The organism is Geodermatophilus arenarius (assembly GCF_042654585.1).
GTDB classification, from domain to species: Bacteria; Actinomycetota; Actinomycetes; order Mycobacteriales; family Geodermatophilaceae; genus Geodermatophilus; species Geodermatophilus arenarius.
Window position 1 is genome coordinate 25,288 of the sequence record NZ_JBHSGR010000032.1, and the last position, 16,015, is coordinate 41,302.

14 protein-coding genes are annotated in these 16,015 nt (G+C 78.0%); 6 read left to right on the forward strand and 8 right to left on the reverse strand.

Annotated features, from left to right (window positions below):
• Positions 1 to 3 precede the first annotated feature (3 nt).
• Both ACFO3M_RS21395 and ACFO3M_RS21400 read right to left on the reverse strand, forming a co-directional pair.
• Complete coding sequence (locus ACFO3M_RS21395) at positions 4 to 1,656, reverse strand: Na+/H+ antiporter (RefSeq protein WP_387993810.1); 1,653 nt, start codon at positions 1,654 to 1,656, stop codon at positions 4 to 6.
• 89 nt (positions 1,657 to 1,745) lie between these two features.
• Positions 1,746 to 2,735, reverse strand: a complete 990-nt coding sequence (locus ACFO3M_RS21400; RefSeq protein WP_387993813.1) for an LLM class flavin-dependent oxidoreductase — start codon at positions 2,733 to 2,735, stop codon at positions 1,746 to 1,748.
• A 122-nt stretch (positions 2,736 to 2,857) separates the two neighbouring features.
• Between ACFO3M_RS21400 and ACFO3M_RS21405 the strand changes: the two genes are divergently transcribed.
• Complete coding sequence (locus tag ACFO3M_RS21405; protein WP_387993816.1) at positions 2,858 to 3,571, forward strand: hemerythrin domain-containing protein; 714 nt, start codon at positions 2,858 to 2,860, stop codon at positions 3,569 to 3,571.
• On the opposite strand, the gene ACFO3M_RS21410 is transcribed toward ACFO3M_RS21405, so the two are convergent.
• Positions 3,568 to 6,873: a BTAD domain-containing putative transcriptional regulator gene (locus ACFO3M_RS21410; RefSeq protein WP_387993818.1), complete on the reverse strand. Its 3,306-nt coding sequence runs from the start codon at positions 6,871 to 6,873 to the stop codon at positions 3,568 to 3,570. The genes ACFO3M_RS21405 and ACFO3M_RS21410 overlap by 4 nt on opposite strands.
• 219 nt (positions 6,874 to 7,092) lie before the next feature.
• On the opposite strand from ACFO3M_RS21410, the gene ACFO3M_RS21415 reads away from it, so the two are divergent.
• Positions 7,093 to 7,794: a hemerythrin domain-containing protein gene (locus tag ACFO3M_RS21415; protein ID WP_387993821.1), complete on the forward strand. Its 702-nt coding sequence runs from the start codon at positions 7,093 to 7,095 to the stop codon at positions 7,792 to 7,794.
• A 44-nt stretch (positions 7,795 to 7,838) separates the two neighbouring features.
• Here ACFO3M_RS21415 and mftD read toward each other — a convergent pair whose 3' ends face one another.
• Positions 7,839 to 9,080: a pre-mycofactocin synthase MftD gene (mftD, locus tag ACFO3M_RS21420; RefSeq protein WP_387993824.1), complete on the reverse strand. Its 1,242-nt coding sequence runs from the start codon at positions 9,078 to 9,080 to the stop codon at positions 7,839 to 7,841.
• Positions 9,081 to 9,263: 183 nt separating this feature from the next.
• A complete protein-coding gene (locus ACFO3M_RS21425) occupies positions 9,264 to 9,407 on the reverse strand; it encodes a hypothetical protein (protein WP_387993827.1) in 144 nt (47 codons plus the stop codon).
• Between the two features lie 192 nt (positions 9,408 to 9,599).
• On the opposite strand from ACFO3M_RS21425, the gene ACFO3M_RS21430 reads away from it, so the two are divergent.
• The 4 genes from ACFO3M_RS21430 to ACFO3M_RS21445 are packed head-to-tail and all read left to right on the forward strand — an operon-like array spanning position 9,600 to position 12,775.
• Positions 9,600 to 10,100: a winged helix-turn-helix transcriptional regulator gene (locus ACFO3M_RS21430; RefSeq protein WP_387993830.1), complete on the forward strand. Its 501-nt coding sequence runs from the start codon at positions 9,600 to 9,602 to the stop codon at positions 10,098 to 10,100.
• A 56-nt stretch (positions 10,101 to 10,156) separates the two neighbouring features.
• Positions 10,157 to 10,861: a dienelactone hydrolase family protein gene (locus ACFO3M_RS21435; RefSeq protein ID WP_387993832.1), complete on the forward strand. Its 705-nt coding sequence runs from the start codon at positions 10,157 to 10,159 to the stop codon at positions 10,859 to 10,861.
• Positions 10,858 to 11,967 (forward strand): CaiB/BaiF CoA transferase family protein, encoded by a 1,110-nt coding sequence (locus tag ACFO3M_RS21440; RefSeq protein WP_387993835.1) that lies wholly within the window; start codon positions 10,858 to 10,860, stop codon positions 11,965 to 11,967. Before ACFO3M_RS21435 ends, ACFO3M_RS21440 begins: the two co-directional genes overlap by 4 nt.
• Before the next feature lie 43 nt (positions 11,968 to 12,010).
• Positions 12,011 to 12,775 carry a crotonase/enoyl-CoA hydratase family protein gene (locus tag ACFO3M_RS21445; RefSeq protein ID WP_387993838.1) on the forward strand — a complete coding sequence of 255 codons (765 nt, stop codon included), beginning with the start codon at positions 12,011 to 12,013 and terminating at the stop codon, positions 12,773 to 12,775.
• On the opposite strand, the gene ACFO3M_RS21450 is transcribed toward ACFO3M_RS21445, so the two are convergent.
• From ACFO3M_RS21450 to ACFO3M_RS21460, 3 genes are all read right to left on the reverse strand, one after another.
• Positions 12,772 to 13,872 carry a LacI family DNA-binding transcriptional regulator gene (locus ACFO3M_RS21450; RefSeq protein WP_387993841.1) on the reverse strand — a complete coding sequence of 367 codons (1,101 nt, stop codon included), beginning with the start codon at positions 13,870 to 13,872 and terminating at the stop codon, positions 12,772 to 12,774. The genes ACFO3M_RS21445 and ACFO3M_RS21450 overlap by 4 nt on opposite strands.
• A 47-nt stretch (positions 13,873 to 13,919) precedes the next feature.
• The gene (locus ACFO3M_RS21455) at positions 13,920 to 14,282 is read right to left on the reverse strand and encodes an STAS domain-containing protein (protein ID WP_387993844.1); all 363 of its coding nucleotides are present in this window, start codon (positions 14,280 to 14,282) and stop codon (positions 13,920 to 13,922) included.
• 176 nt (positions 14,283 to 14,458) lie between these two features.
• Positions 14,459 to 16,015: LCP family protein (locus tag ACFO3M_RS21460; protein ID WP_387993846.1), on the reverse strand; the 1,557-nt coding region annotated here is incomplete at its 5' end.

Consider the following 16,015-nt stretch of genomic DNA (forward strand, 5'->3'; position numbering starts at 1 on the left):
CGCTCAGGCGGGGCGGGCCGGGAGCAGGTGCTCCTGGTGGTCCAGCTCCCGCTCCAGCGTGCGCAGCCCCTCGTCGGGCAGCCGGCCGAGGTCACGCCAGCGCAGCAGCTCCTCGCGCTCGGCGTCGATGACCGCCCGGCGCACCCGCAGCGCCGCCTCGTACTCCGGCGACATCGGCACCTCGCCCTCGGCGTCCACGAGGACCTCCAGCCGCCGCTCGTACCGGGTCCGCCGGGTGCGCAGCGCGGCGCGGATCGACTCGATCGCGGCGTCGTCGAGGTGGTCGTGCTGCTCGGCCTGCAGCTCGTCGAGCCGGGCGAGCCCCGCGTCGACCGCGGCGACCCGCGCCTGGTTGCGCAGCCGGGCGGCGTCGGCGGCGTCGGCGCGCAGGCGCAGCCGGCGCACCAGGGGCGCGAAGGTCGCGCCCTGGCCGACGAGGGTGACCAGCACGGCGAGGAAGGCGCAGAACAGCAGCAGGTCGCGGTCGGGGAACGGGTCGCCGGCGTCGGTGGTCAGCGGGATGGTGAAGACGGCGGCGAGGCTGATGACGCCGCGGGTGCCGGCCCAGCTCAGCACGGCGATCTCCCGGCCGGACAGCTGCCGCGGCGGGGTCGTGGGGTCGTCGTCCTCGTCGGCGGCGGGCGCGCCGCTGAGCCGCATGTGCAGCGCCTGCGGCGCGTGCTCGGTGAGCCACAGCCACAGCGGCCGGACCAGCAGCACCGCGCCCACGGTGATCAGCGAGGCGACGACGACGGTCGAGGGCGCGTACTGGCCCAGGCCGCGGATGACGGCGGGCAGCTGCTGGCCGATGAGCAGGAAGACGACGCCCTCGAGCAGGAAGTCGACCAGCCTCCACACCGCGTCGGTCTGCAGCCGCGTGGCCCCCGACTGCCAGTACGGCGCGTTGTGCGCGATCACCAGCCCGGCGACGACGACGGCCAGCACGCCGGACACGTGCACCGACTCGGCCAGCAGGTAGGCGACGAACGGCGTCGCCAGGGAGATCGCGTTGGACGCCAGCGGGTCGCGGCGCAGCCGGCGCAGCGGCCGGACGCCGTAGGCGACGACCAGCCCGGCGGCGACGCCCCCGGCGGCGGCGAGCGCGAACTGGCCCAGGGCCGACCAGGTGGAGAAGCCGTCGCCCACCGCGGCCGCGACGGCGACGCTGAGCAGGGTCAGCGCGGTCGCGTCGTTGAGCAGCCCCTCGCCCTGGATGAGCGTGACCAGCCGCGGGGGCAGCCCGACCCGGCGGCCGACGGCGAGCGCGGCCACCGGGTCCGGCGGGGCGACGGCGGCGCCCAGGGCGATGCCGGCGGCGAGCGTCGCCCCGGGGACCCACAGCGCGAACCCGGCGCCGATGACCAGGGCGGTGACCAGGACGAGCAGCACCGACAGGCCGACGACGGTCCGCATGTTGGCGCGGATGGCGATCAGCGAGGAGTCCAGCGCGGCGCTGTAGAGCAGCGGCGGGAGCAGGACGGTGAGGACGATCTCGGGGTCGAGCGTGAGGTTCGGACCGGGCAGCAGCGCGTAGACCAGTCCGGTCACGGTGAGCAGCGCGGCCGCCGGGACGCCGGTGCGGCCGGCCAGCCAGCGGGCCGCCACGATCACCGCGACCGCGGCCAGGACGAGCAGGAGGACGGTCTCGGCGTGCACCGGGTCATCCTCGCCGAGCGCCGTCCCCGGCTCACCCCGACGCCCCGGGCGCCCGGGGTGGCGGGAACGGCCGTCCCCGCCACCCCGTCCTACGCGGCGACGGACTCCATGGCCTCGGCGGTCAGCGTGACCGAGCGCAGCCGGGCCTCGGTGCCGGGCGCCTGGTGGGCGACGATCAGCTCGTCGGCGTCGGCCAGCCGCGCGAACTCCGTGAGCCGTTCGCGCACCTCGGCCGGGGTGCCGGCGGCGGTGTGGGTGAGCATCGAGTCCACGTGCCGGCCCGCGCCCGAGGACAGCAGCAGCTCCGCGGCGTCGTCGTCGAGCTCGCGGCCCTGGCCGAACAGCCCGACGGCGAGCCGGCGGCGGGTGGCCCGCAGCATCTCCCGGGCCGCCTCGGTAGTGTCGGCGGCGATCGCGTTGACGCCGGCGATGACGTACGGGGCGTCGAGCTGCGCGGACGGACGGAAGTCGCGCCGGTAGGCGGCCACCGCGGGCTCCAGCAGCTGCGGCGCGAAGTGCGAGGCGAAGGCGTAGGGCAGCCCGAGCGCGGCGGCCAGGCCGGCGCCGAACATCGACGAGCCCAGGACGTACAGCGGCACGTCCGACCCGCGGCCGGGGACGGCCTGCACGCCGGGCACCCGCGACTCGCCGGTCAGGTAGCCCTGCAGCTCGAGCACGTCCTGGGGGAAGCGCTCGGCGGAGGCGGGGTCGCGGCGCAGGGCGTAGGTCGTGTTCTGGTCCGAGCCGGGCGCGCGGCCCAGGCCGAGGTCGATGCGCCCGGGGTACATCGCCTCGAGCGTGCCGAACTGCTCGGCGATCGTGAGCGGCGAGTGGTTGGGCAGCATGACGCCGCCGGCGCCGAGCCGGATGGTGGAGGTGTGCGCGCCGACGTGCGCGATCAGCACGCTGGTGGCCGACGATGCGATCGTCGGCATGTTGTGGTGCTCGGCGTACCAGACCCGGCGGTAGCCGGCCTCCTCCGCCCGCTGCGCCAGCGCGACGCTCGCCGCGATGCTGCTGCCGTAGGTCTCCCCGGGGGCGACGGGGGCGAGGTCGAGCACGGACAGCGGGATGCGCATGGGACAGCTCCTGGGACGACGAGGTTCGTTGCCCGCTGCAACACCGGGCGGTCCCGGGGGCTTCCGCCGCGGCGGTAGTCGGACGCAAGTCACCGGCAACCGGGCCGGGCGACCGTGGCACCGTGACCGCGACCGCACCGCTGCCGTTCCCCGTCACGCCCCGCCGGCCCGGCGACCCGGAGGCCGACGTGACCCGCCTGGCGCTGGCGCACCGCGCGCTGTGCGGCGGCTGCCGGCTGCTGGCCGGCGTCGCCGCGGAGGCCGCCGCCGGTGCCGTGTGGCCGGTGGAGCGGCGGCGGGCGGTGGTCGCCTTCGGCCGGTGCGTGCTGCGGGAGGTGCGCGCGCACACCGCCCGGGAGGACGCCGTCCTGTGGCCGGTGGTGGCCGCCTCCGCCGGGACGCACGCCGCCGACCTCGAGCCGCTGGTCGAGGACCACGCCGTCCTGTGGGCGGTGCTCGGCCGGGCCGACGCGGCGCTGACCGCCTTCGCCGCCGCCGCCGCCACCACCGGTCCCGGCGCCGCGGCGTCGCTGGCCGCCGTCCTCGCGGAACTGGCCGACGCGCTGGACGAGCACGTCGAGGAGGAGGAGCGCGAGGTGTTCCCGGTGATCCGCCGGTGCGTGTCGGTGCGCGACCTGGCCCGCTACGAGGGCGTCTGCGCGCGCGGCTCGGGGCCCCGGTCCGCGGCGTTCGCGCTGCCGTGGGTCGCCGACGCCTGCCGCACCCCGGACGAGCGGGCCGGGCTGCTCGGCGCGACGTCGCTGCCGCTGCGGCTGCTGCTGCGTGCGGCCGAGCCGGGCTGGCGCCGCCGCCGCGACGTGGTCGCCGGCCGCTAGTCCAGCGCCGCGCGGGCCTCCGCGATCCAGCCGGGGTGGCCGGTCCGCTCGGCGACGGCGATCGCGACCCCGCGGTGCGCCTCGGCCGCCTCCCGGTCGCCGCGCGCGGCGGCCAGCCGGGCGAGCAGCGTCGCCGTCGGGCCGAAGGCCAGCTGCGCGGTGTGCGTCCCGCACACCGTGTCGCGGTAGGGGAGCAGCTCCGCCTCGGCCTCCGCCATCCGCCCGCGGTCCCCGAGGGCCAGCCCGACGAGGCCCCGGCAGTACTGGAGGAACGGCGTGAACAGGTCCCGGACCGCCTGGAGCCGCGGCGGGCCCACCGAGCGCGCCTCCTCCGCCCGCCCGGCCAGCACCAGGGCCAGGGCGCGGGTCTCGGTCGCCAGCTCGGGGGAGATCGGCGCCAGGGCGGCCATCTCCTCGGGGTCCACCGGCCGGGCGCCGGGGTCGGCGAGCCGCAGGGAGAGCTGGGTGGTCAGCCGGAGCGCCCGCGCGACCGCGGGGTAGTAGCCGGCGTCGAGCAGGGCCTGCTCGGCCACGTCGTACGCCGCCTGGGCCTCGGCGACCCGCCCCGCGACGGCGGCGCGCAGGCCGGCGTAGCAGCGGGCGATGCCGTGCAGCAGCGGCAGCCCGTAGGCCGCGGACAGGCGCTCGGCCTCCGCGGCGTGCCGGTCGGCGGCCTCGAGGTCGAGCACGGTGCAGGTCGACTGGAGCAGCACCAGCCGCGCCACCGCCTCGAAGAGGCCGAAGCCCTCCTGCTGGGCGAGGGTGAGCAGCTCGGTGCCCAGGGCCGTGGCCTCGCTGCGGTCCGGCCCGCGCGTGGCGTGGAACTGCCGGACCGTCAGCGCGTGGGCCAGCGCGAGCGGGTCCCCGGCGAGGCGGGCCTCGGCGAGCGCCCGGGCGGAGGCCTCGACCGCCTGCGGGTCGTTCCGCTCCTCGAGCTCGACGGCCAGCATCGCCAGCAGCCGGGCGCGCTGCGGGTCGCCGGGCGGCAGGGCGGCGACCACGCGCCGGGTGCGGGCCACGAACCGGTCGTCCACCGGGTCCACCCAGGAGTTCCAGAAGGTCGGGACGTCCGAGGACAGGAGCACCGCCGCGGTCAGCTCCGCCGGGGCGTCGTCGGGCAGGACCGCCAGCGCGCGGGTGCGCAGCGCGCGGGCGTCGCCGACGGCGCCGGCCAGCGCCGTGGCGTGCGCCTGCGCGGCGAGCAGCCGCGCCAGACCGACCGCGTCGCCCGGCTGCGCCGTCGTCGCCGCCTCGGCCGCCCGGCCCCACATGACCGCGGCGTCGGCGTACGCGAACCGCCGCTCGGCGAGCTCGGCGGCCGCCTGCGCCCAGCGTGCGGCCACGGCGGCGGAGCCGGGTCCCGCCGCGGCGGCGTGGTGGGCGAGCGCGGTGACGTCGTCCGGGCGCAGCCGCTCGAGGACGGCGGTCACCCGGCCGTGCAGCCGCGTGCGGCGCAGCGAGGACAGGTCCTCGTAGAGGGTGTCGCGCACCAGCGCGTGCACGAACCGCAGCCGCCCCGGACCCGGCTCGACCAGCAGGCCGCTGACCAGCGCCGTCTCCAGCGCCTCGACCAGGGCCTCCTCGTCCTCGTCGGTGCCGCCGCCGGCCGGGACGGCGGCGGCGAGCAGCACCTCGGCGTCGACCTCGCGGCCCAGGACGGCGGCCAGCCGCAGCAGGGTGCCGGTGCGCGCGGGCAGGCCGGCCAGCCGGTGGCGGACGACGTCGCGGACCGTGCCGGGGACGGCGTCGACGTCGGCGCCGGAGTCGACCAGCCGGAGCAGCTCCCGGACGTAGAACGGGTTCCCGTCGGCGCGGACGGTGATCGCGGCGCGGGTGCGGCGGTCGACGGGGGTGAGCGCCCAGTCCTCGACCAGCTCGTCGACGGCGGCGGCGTCCAGGCCGCGCAACGCCAGGCCGACCGGGGAGCGGCGGGCGAGCGCGGCGAGGACGTCGGCCAGCCCGGCGCTCTCCTCCGGGCGGTGCCCGGCGACGACGAGCACCCGCGACCCGGCCAGGGCGGGCAGCAGGTCGAGCAGCAGCGCGGTGGTCTCGCGGTCGGCGCGGTGCAGGTCGTCGACGGTCACCAGCAGCGGTGTCCGCGCGGCGACGGCGGCCAGCCAGCCGGCGACGGCGCGGTGCAGCCGGAACCGGTTGCCGGTCGGGTCGCCGCCGGTCGCGGCCGGGGCGTCGTCGGTGAGCAGCGCGGCGAGGGGCGCGGGGTCGGCCGGTGGGGTGCGGCCGGCGAGCGCGCGCAGCGCCGCGGACCAGGGCCAGCCGGGCGGGGCGCCGTCGGTCTCGGGGCAGGCGACGGCGAGCGTCGCCCAGCCGCGGCGGCCGTACTCGGCGCGCAGCGCCTCCAGCAGGGCGGTCTTGCCGATGCCGGCCTCGCCGGCCAGCAGGGCGACCTCCACCTGGCCGCCGGCCGCCCGCGCCGCCGCGGCGGTCAGCGCGGCCAGCTCGTCGTCGCGGCCGACCGGCCGGGGCACGTCGGGCGCGGGGCCGGCCGGAGCGGGGGCGGGGGCGGGCTCGGGGGAGGGCGCCGGGCGGCCGACGGGCGGTGCCGGCGGGCGGGCCGGCAGGAGCGAGGGGGACTGGGCGAGGACGGCCTCCTCCAGCGCCTTCAGCTCCGGGCCGGGGTCGACGCCGAGCTCGTCGGCCAGCCGGGCGCGCACCTCGCGGAGCGCGGCCAGCGCCTCGCCCTGCCGCCCGGCGCGGTAGAGGCCCAGGGCCAGCAACCGCCAGCCCTCCTCGCGCAGCGGGTGCTCGGCGACGTGCGCGCGCAGCTGCGGGAGCGGGTCCCGGCCGCCGGGCGCGTCCAGGGCGACCGCGGCGCGCCGCTCGACGGCGGTCAGCCGCAGCTCGTCCAGGCGCGCGGCCTCGGGGGCGGCCCAGGGCTCGTCGCGGTACTCGGCGTAGGCGGGTCCGCGCCACAGGTCGATGGCGGCGCCGTACCGCGTGCGTGCCCCGGCGGGGTCGGTGGCGGCCAGCCGGTCGCCCTCGTCGAGCAGCCGCACCGCCTCGAGCACGTCCACGGCGTCGTCGGCCGGGCGCAGCGCGTAGCCCGGCGGCACGGTGACCAGCAGCCGCGCGGGAGTGCGCGGGGCGCGGCCGGGCTCCAGCACCCGTCGCAGGTGGCTGACGTGCGCCTGCAGCGTCCCCAGCGCGTCGGCGGGGGAGGCGCCGCGCCACAGGTCGGCGACCAGCACCTCGGCGGGGACCACGTGCCCGCCCGCGACCAGCAGCCGGGCGACCACCGAGCGCTGGCGGCGGCCGCCGAGGTCGAGGGGCTCGCCGTCGCGCACGGCACCCACGTCGCCCAGCACCCGGAACCCGACGGTTCCGGCACTCCCGCTCCCCATAGCGGCGCGAGCATATGGCGACCGAGCCCGATCGCCGAGCAGTCGTGAGGAGTTCCACCGGAAGCGGTCACGGCCGGGTCACGTCCCGTGTCGTCCTGCCCCGGGGGTCGCCGACCAGCGGCGCGCAAGCCGCTGCCAACCGGGCGCCGCGATCGTCCCGGCATGACCTCGACCGCCCCCGCCCTGCCCTTCCCCGTCACCCCGCGCCGGCCCGGCGACCCCGAGCCCGACCTCTTCGGCTTCTCCCTCGTGCACCGCGCGCTGCGGTCGGGCTGCCGGCTCCTGGCCGACGCGGCCACCGGCATCGCCGCCGGCGGGCCCTGCCCGCCCGGGCGGCAGCGCGCCGTCGTCCGCCACGCCGCGGCGGTGCTGCACGAGGTGCACGTGCACCACTCCCGGGAGGACGACGTCCTGTGGCCGGTGATCGTCGCCTCGGCCGGGGACGCGGTCGACCTGGGCCCGCTGTCCGACGACCACACCGCGCTGCAGGGCGTGCTCGACCGGGCCCGGGCGGCGCTCGCGCGGTTCGCCCAGGACGGTCCCGCGCAGGCCGGGCCGCTGGCCGCCGTCCTCACCGAGCTCGCCGACGAGCTCGACGAGCACATCGAGGAGGAGGAGCGCGAGGTCTTCCCGGTGGTGCGGCGGTACGTCTCCGCCGGGGACTTCGCGCGGGTGGAGACCCGCTTCCGCGAGGGCACCGGCCTGCGGGACCTGGTCTTCGTCCTGCCGTGGGTCGTCGACGCCTGCCGGACGCCGGAGGAGCGGGCGCGGCTGTTCGCCGGTGCGCCCGCGCCGCTGCGGCTGCTGCTGACGGCGGTGCAGCGCCGCTGGACCCGCCGCCGCGACCTCGTCGCCGGCGCCTGACCGGCCTCGGCCGGGGCCCCTCGACGGGACCCCGGCCGGCGGGTTCAGGCGCTGCGGGCGCGGCGGGGGCGGGTGGGCACGGCCTCGACCGGGGCGTCGGGGCCCTCGACGCCCAGCCGCCGCTCGAAGCCGGGCGGGACGACGAGGTCGTCGCGGGACAGGTCGGCGGCCGACCCCCGGGCCAGGCCGGTCAGCGCGGAGCCCAGGCCGTCGCGCAGCAGGTCCAGGACGTTCTCCACCCCGGCCTGCCCGTTGGCGGCCAGGCCCCACAGGTAGGCGCGGCCGATCATGACCGCCTTGGCGCCCAGGGCCAGGGACTTGGCGACGTCGGAGCCGCGGCGGATGCCGCCGTCGAGCAGCACCTCGACCTGGTCGCCGACGGCCTCGGCGATCGCGGGCAGGGCGCGGATCGAGGCGGGGGTGCCGTCGAGGTTGTTGCCGCCGTGGTTGGAGACGGAGATCGCGGTGACGCCGGCGTCCACGGCGCGCCTGGCGTCGTCGACGCGCATGACGCCCTTGAGCATGAACGGCCGGTCGCTGCCCCACAGCTCGCGCAGCCAGGCGACGTCGTCCCAGGTCGGCATGGGGGACTGCATCCAGGCGCCGTAGGCGCCGAAGAACGTCGGCGCCGGCTCGGCGGGGTCGCCGACCATGTTGGGCACGGACAGGTCGGGCAGCCTGCGCGTCTTGGCGAAGGCCCACAGCCAGCGCGGCCTGAGCGCCACCTGCGGGGCGTAGCGGCGCACCGCCTCGAGGTCGATCCTCTCCGGGATGAACGGGGAGCCCCAGTCGCGGCCGTAGGAGAACGACCAGTCCAGGGTGGCGATCAGCCCGGCGGCGCCGGCGCGGCGGGCGCGCTCGACCTTGGCGGCCATGGTGTCGCGGTCGCCGACCCAGTACAGCTGGAAGAAGGTCTTCGGGTTGGCGGCGATGACCTCCTCCATCGGCTTGCTAGCCATCGAGGACAGGCCCATCGCCACGTTCCGGGCGGCGGCGGCGCGGGCGACGGCGACCTCGCCGTCCGGGTGCACCGCCTGCACGCCGGTCGGGCTGATGAGGACCGGCATCGACACGTCCTGGCCCATGACCGTGGTGGCGAGGTCCCGCTCGTTGGACAGGCCGGCGGTGTGCGGGGCGAAGCCCAGCTCGTCGAACGCGCACAGGTTGTCGTCGGCGGTCAGGCCCTTCTCCGACCCGGCCACCAGCGCCCCGTACACGCCCTTGGGCAGCCGCCGCTCCGCCCGCCGCTGGGCCTCGGCCACGGTCTCGAACCAGGGGTTGGCCATCTCGTCTCCGTCCGGTCGGTCCCCGGGACCGACCCCCGGTGGCACTCAGTGCCACCCTAGCGGCGCGGATGTCGCGCAGACCACACCCCGGCACCGTCGCGCCCCGGGGACGGAGCAGCCCCGCGGCCAGGGGCCACGGGGCTGTCGTCAGGGGTGCGCCGGCGGGCGGCGCGGGTGCCGCGGTCAGAAGCGGGCGGCCGCGGCGGTGATCTCGTGCGCCGACTCGAGGGTCGGGGCGGCGGCGAGAGCGCGCTGCAGCTCGCGCTCGTCGCGACGGCGGGCGCGGGTGCTGCGGGCGGAGGCCAGGGCGGTGCGCAGGCGGGTCATCTCGGTTCCTCCTCGGGGCGGGTGCCACCGGTCGATCCACGGCGGCGGCCACCTCCGGTCGTCACCGGCGGGCCCGTACAGGTGCGGCGCCGGTCCTGTGACCGCCGTCTCGACCTGCTGGGTCTGCATCTCCAACCATCCTCCCCGGCGCACGGTTCGTCAAGCGAACCCAGCGTGACCTACGCTGCACCCGTGACGGCCGACACGCCTCCCGACGGGTACGACCGGGCGCGCTGCTCGGTCGCCGGCACCCTCGCCGTGGTGGGGGAGAAGTGGAGCCTGCTCGTGCTGCGCGAGGCGTTCCTCGGCGTGCGCCGGTTCGCCGACCTGCAGCGCGCGCTCGGGGCGCCGAAGGCGGTGCTCACCGACCGGCTCAACTCGCTGGTCGCCCAGGACCTGCTCACCCGCGTCCCGTACCAGGAGGAGGGCGCGCGGCAGCGGCACGAGTACCGGCTCACCGAGCGCGGCCGCGACCTCTACCCGGCGCTGGTGGCGCTGATGCAGTGGGGCGACCGGTGGCTCGCGGCGGACGGCGTCCCGCCGCTGGCGCTGACCCACCGGGACTGCGGCGCGCCGGTGGCGCTCGGGCTGCGCTGCGCCGCGGGCCACGGGATCGGCGGCCCGCGCGAGGTGACCGCCACCCCGGTGCGCCGTGATCGGGCCGGTGAGACGGCCGACACACCCGCGGGCTAGCGTCGGCGGCGCCCGCGCTGCCGCTGCGACCCCGGGAGGCCGCCCTGCCCACCACCGTGATCCCCGGTGCCGCGAGCGCCCCGGAGCTGTCCGCCCACCTCGCCGTGCCGCCGGTGGGGGAGGGGCCCTGGCCCGGCGTCGTGGTCGTGCACGAGGTCTTCGGCCTCACCGACGACGTCCGCCGGCACGCCGACCGGCTGGCCGCCGCCGGCTACCTCGCCGTCGCCCCCGACCTGTTCACCGCCGGCGGCGCGGTGCGCTGCCTGCGCTCGACGTTCCGGTCGCTGAGCCGGGGCGAGGGCCCGGCCTTCGGCGACCTCGAGGCGGCCCGCCGCCTCCTCGCCGACCGCGACGACTGCACCGGCCGGATCGGGGTCCTCGGGTTCTGCATGGGCGGGAAGTTCGCCCTGTTCGGCGCCACCCGCGGCTTCGCCGTCGCCGCGCCCAACTACGGCCCCCTGCCGAAGGACGCCGAGCAGGTGCTCGCGGGGGCCTGCCCGGTGGTGGCCAGCTTCGGCGGCCGCGACCTCGTGCTGCGCGGCGCGGCCGGCCGGCTGGGCCGGGTGCTCACCGACCTGGGCGTCGAGCACGACGTGAAGGAGTACCCGGACGCCGGGCACTCGTTCCTCAACCGGCACGACCTCGGACCGTTCACGGCGCTGGAGAAGGTGCTCGGCGTCGGCTACCACGGCCCCTCGGCCGAGGACGCCTGGGCGCGCATCCTGCGCTTCCTGGACCGGCACCTGCGGGCCGCGGCGTGAGCGGGGGGAGCGGCCCGCTGACCGGGCTGCGGGTCGTCGAGCTCGGCGGCATCGGGCCCGGCCCGCACGCCGCGATGGTGCTGGCCGACCTCGGAGCCGACGTCGTCCGGGTGGAGCGGCCCTCCGGCGGCCTGTCCCTCGGGGGCGCCGCCCCCGACGTCGTCATGCGCGGCCGGCGCTCGCTCGGCGTCGACGTCAAGGCGCCCGAGGGGCGCGACCTCGTGCTCGGCCTGGCGGGGCACGCCGACGTGTTCCTCGACGTCTTCCGGCCCGGCGTCGCCGAGCGGCTGGGGCTCGGCCCCGACGTGTGCCTCGAGCGCAACCCCGGGCTGGTCTACGCACGGATGACCGGCTGGGGCCAGGACGGGCCGTGGGCCGACCGGGTGGGCCACGACGTCAACTACCTCGGGCTGACCGGCACGCTGGCCGCGCTCGGCCGACCCGGGCAGGTGCCGCGGCCGCCGCTGAACCTCGTCGCCGACTACGGCGGCGGCTCCATGCTGGTGCTGGTCGGCATCCTCGCCGCGCTGCACGAGCGGTCCCGCTCGGGCCGCGGGCAGGTGGTCGACGCCGCGATGGTCGACGGCGTCGCGCTGATCTCCCAGATGCTGTGGTCGATGCGCGGCACGGGGCTGTGGTCGGACCGGCCGGGCACCAACGTCCTCGACGGCGGCGCGCCCTACTACGACGTCTACGCCTGCGCCGACGGCCGGTTCGTCGCCGTCGGCGCGCTGGAGCCGCAGTTCTACGCGGCGCTGCTGGAGGGGCTCGGGCTGGCCGGCGACGACCTGCCCGCGCAGACCGACCCGCGCGGCTGGCCCCGCCTGCGCGAGCTGTTCACCGCCGCGTTCGCCGCGCACCCGCGGGAGCACTGGGAGCGCGTCTTCGACGGCACCGACGCCTGCGTCACCCCGGTGCTCACCGCGGACGAGGCGGCCGCGCACCCGCACCTGGCCGCCCGCGGCACGCTCGTCGAGGTCGACGGCGTGCGGCAGGCCGCCCCCGCGCCGCGCTTCTCGCGCACCCCGGCCGGCCCCGCCGCGCCGGTGAGCCCCGGCCCGGCCGACGCCGCCGCCGTCCTGGAGGAGTGGTCGCGCCCCCGATGACGGGAGCGCACGAGCCGCGGTGCGCCGCGGAGGAGGAGGGACCGTGACCGAACCCGTGCTGGTGGAGCGCCGCGGCGCCGTCCAGGTCGTCACGATCAACCGGCCCGAGGCGAAGAACGCGCTCGACGGCGCGGTGGCCCGCGGCGTCGCCGCGGCCGTCGACGAGCTGGACGCCGACGTCGACCTGCGCGCCGGCGTGCTCACCGGCGCCGGCGGGACGTTCTCCGCCGGCATGGACCTCAAGGCTTTCCTGCGCGGCGAGCGGCCGGCGATCGAGGGCCGCGGGCTGTGCGGGATCACCCAGACGCCGCCGCGCAAGCCGCTGGTCGCGGCCGTCGAGGGGTGGGCGCTGGCCGGCGGGTTCGAGCTGGTGCTCGCCTGCGACCTCGTCGTCGCCGGGGCCTCGGCGCGCTTCGGCGTGCCCGAGGTGACCCGCTCGCTGGTGGCCGCCGCCGGCGCCGCGCTGTTCCTCCCGCGGCGCATCCCGCAGGCGGTGGCGATGGAGATGCTGCTGACCGGGCAGCCGATCGACGCCGAGCGGGCGGCCGCGGTCGGGCTGGTCAACCGGGTGGTCGCCGAGGGCGGGGCGCTGGAGGCCGCCGTCGAGCTGGCCGGCGTCATCGCCGCCAACGGCCCGCTCGCGGTCGCCGCCACCAAGGAGATCGCCCGCGGCACCGCCGACTGGACCGCCGAGGAGGGCTGGGCGAGGCAGCAGGAGCTGATCGAGCCGGTGTTCTCCTCCGAGGACGCCCGCGAGGGCGCGACCGCGTTCGCCGAGCGCCGCGCGCCGGTCTGGCGCGGCCGCTAGCCGGCCGGGCCGGTCGAGGTCCGCACCACCAGGTCGGCGGGCAGGGTGCGCGGCGGCGGGGCGGGCCGGCCGGCGAGCAGGTCCAGCAGGGCCTGCCCGGCCGCCCGCCCCTTCTCCCGGGTCGGCTGGCGCACGGTGGTCAGGCCGAGACCGGCCGCCGTCGTCGCGTCGTCGAAGCCGGCGACGGACAGGTCCTCCGGCACGCGCAGCCCGCGGCGGGCCGCCGCGCGCAGGGCGCCCTCGGCCAGCCGGTCGCTCAGGCACAGCAGCGCCGTCGGCCGCGGGTCGGTGGCGAGGACGGCGTCGGCACCGGCCTCCCCGACCTCCGGCGTGCTGTCCCCGCCGTGGAACACCGGGACGGCGGCCCAGTCCAGCCCGGCCCGCTCCGCCGCGTCGCGGTAGCCGGCCAGCCGGTCGCGGGTGACGGCGTAGGTGGCCGCCTCCTGGGTGGCGACGTCGACCAGCCCGGGGGCGATCGGATCGCCGTGCATGCCGAACGAGACGACGGCGAGCCGGCGGTGCCCGAGGCCGAGCAGGTGCCGGGCGACGGCGGCCGCGGCGGCGCGGTCGTCGACGCCCACCCACGGCGTCGCCGGGGCCCCGAGGGCGGCCAGCCGGTCGGGGCGGGGCTGGTCGACGACGGCCAGCGGCAGCCCGCGGGCGATCGCCGCCGCCAGCAGCGGGTCCTCGTCGCCGACCGAGGAGACGACCAGCCCGTCGACGACGGCGTCGGTCACGGCGGCCAGGCGCCGGGCGGGGTCGGTCGAGCCCGGGACCAGCAGCAGGCCCGACCCGGCGGGCTCGGCGACCTCGGTGACCCCGGCCAGCAGCGCGACCGCCACCGGGTCGTCGAAGGCGTAGGACAGCCCGTTGTCGTAGGCGACGCCGACGGCGCCCACCCGGCCGCGGCGCAGGCCCGCGGCCAGCGGGTTGGGTCCCGGGTAGCCGAGCCGGCGGGCGGCGGCCAGCACGCGCTCGCGCAGCGCCGTGGAGAGCTGGTCGGGCCGGGAGAAGGCGTTGGACACCGTCTTGGCCGAGACCCCGACCTCGGCGGCCACGTCCCGCAGGGTCACCGGGCGGGCGCGGTCGGCGGGCACGCGGCCATTCTGCGGGGGCTCCCCGCCCGGGGTCCGCCGTCCGGCGGTCAGCCCGGCGTCTCGGCGCGACCGGAGGTGGCGGGCGGGCGGTCGAAGTCGTCCTGCAGCCCGCTGAGCTGCAGGATGCGCTCCACGACGGGCGACGCCGCGCGCAGCACCGGTCGCCGGCCCACGGCGTGGGACGCCTCGACGCACCGGGCCAGGACGCTGAGGGCGGTCGAGCTGATGAAGGACACCCCGGCGGCGTCGATGACGTCGACCAGCAGCGGGGCCCGGCCCTGGCGCTGCTTGAACCGCGTGCCGACCGCGGTGTCCAGCTCGCCGCGCAGGCACAGCACCCGGCTGCCGCCCTCCTCCCGGACCGTGATGGATCCGGGGAGCGGCCGGACGTCCTCGGGGTGGGCAGTCATCTCAGCCTCCTCGCCCGCCGACGCGTCGAGAGGGAGGGTGCCGCCGGACCGCTGACTCGGCCCGGCCCGTGGGGACGACGGTACGCGTCCGGGGGCACCGTCCCGGCCACCACCCGGGTCCGCGGAGGGTGGGGAGGGCGGTGGGCTCCCCCGGTGGGGGCGGGAGGGTCCTCCGGCTAGTTGATGCAGCCGGTGTCGGCGGCGGTGCGCGGCTCCTCGGTCGGTGCGGCCGGATCGCCGGTGTCCGCGGGCGGGGTGGTCGCCTGGCCGATGCCGGTGAAGTCCGAGCCCAGGATCAGCTGGACGGTGCCGGAGGTGGCGTCGTCGGCGACCTCGGGGACCGCTCCCGGGACCTGCGCGGCGAGGGTGGCGGCCAGCGCCTCGTCGCCGGCGGCGTGCCGGATCGTCGTCTGCTCGTGGTCGCTGCTGTCGGCGTTGCCGGTGCTGACCACCGGGAAGCCCGCGGCCTCCAGGTCGGCCGTGGCCTCCGCGGCGATCCCGGAGACGCCGGAGCCGTTGTAGACCGCGACCGAGACCTCCGACGGGTCGACCGTCGCCGGTGGCGCCGGGGCCTCCGACGCGGGCGCCTCGGGCTCGGCGGACAGGCCCGCGAAGAACGCGTGCAGCGTGTCCTCGTCGGCCAGCTCCACGATCGAGGAGCCCTCGTCGTTCTTCGCGTTCGGGTCGGCGACGGGGATCGTCCGGAACTCGATGTCCCCGGCCGTCACCGACTGCATCTGCTGGGCGAGGTCGAGCAGGTCGAGGTCCTCGTCGATGGTCAGCGACTCCGACGCCGCCCGGATCAGCTCCCGCTGCTTGCCGAGGTCCAGCAGCACGTCCTGGGAGAGGATCTTGCGGAGCACCCCCCCGATGAAGACCTGCTGGCGGACGATCCGGTCCAGGTCGCCGCGGGGGAGGGCGAGGGAGCCGTCCGGGCGGACGCCGTGGCGCTGGCGGACGAACCGCAGCGCGTCGGCGCCGGAGATCGTCTGCTTCCCGGCGGGGAACACCGCGCCGGAGTACTGCGAGTCGTCGACCGCGTGGCAGAGGTTGACCTCGACGCCGCCGACGACGCTGGTGAGCTCGAAGAAGCCGAGGAGGTCGACCTCGGCGTAGTGGTCGATCCGCAGCCCCGACAGCTGGTTGATCGTCCGGATCAGCAGCTGCGCGCCGGCGGCCTGCCTCTCGCTCTCGGGAGCGGCGTCGTCGACCTCCGCGGCGCCGTAGGCGTAGGCGGCGTTGAGCTTGTCCGTCCCGTGGCCGGGGATCTCCACCCAGGAGTCGCGCGGGAAGGAGACGAACGAGGCGCCCGACCCGTCGGCCGGCACGTGCACCAGGATCATCGTGTCGGTGTTCGTGCCGGAGTCGACCCCGGCGTCGAGCTCCGCGAGCTGCTCGGGCGTGAGGTCGGCGCGGCTGTCGTTGCCGACCAGCAGCAGGTTCATCGCCTCGGGCATGCCACCGGACTCGGAGTTGCCGTCGGCCGGGATCGCGTCGGTGCGGCTGACCGTCGCGTCGGCCAGCCGGCCCAGGTACCAGCCCCACCCGCTGCCGGCCAGCACCACCACCGACACGACGGCGGCGACGACGCGGGCCGCGACGGCGCCCCGGGAGGAGCGCCGGCGCGTCGTCGGGGTCCCGCGGGCGCCGCCGGCCCGGCCCGCACCGGCGCCGCGGCCGCGCGGCGGGCGGCCGGCGCGCGGGTCGAGCCGCGCCGGGATCGGGCGTCCCGG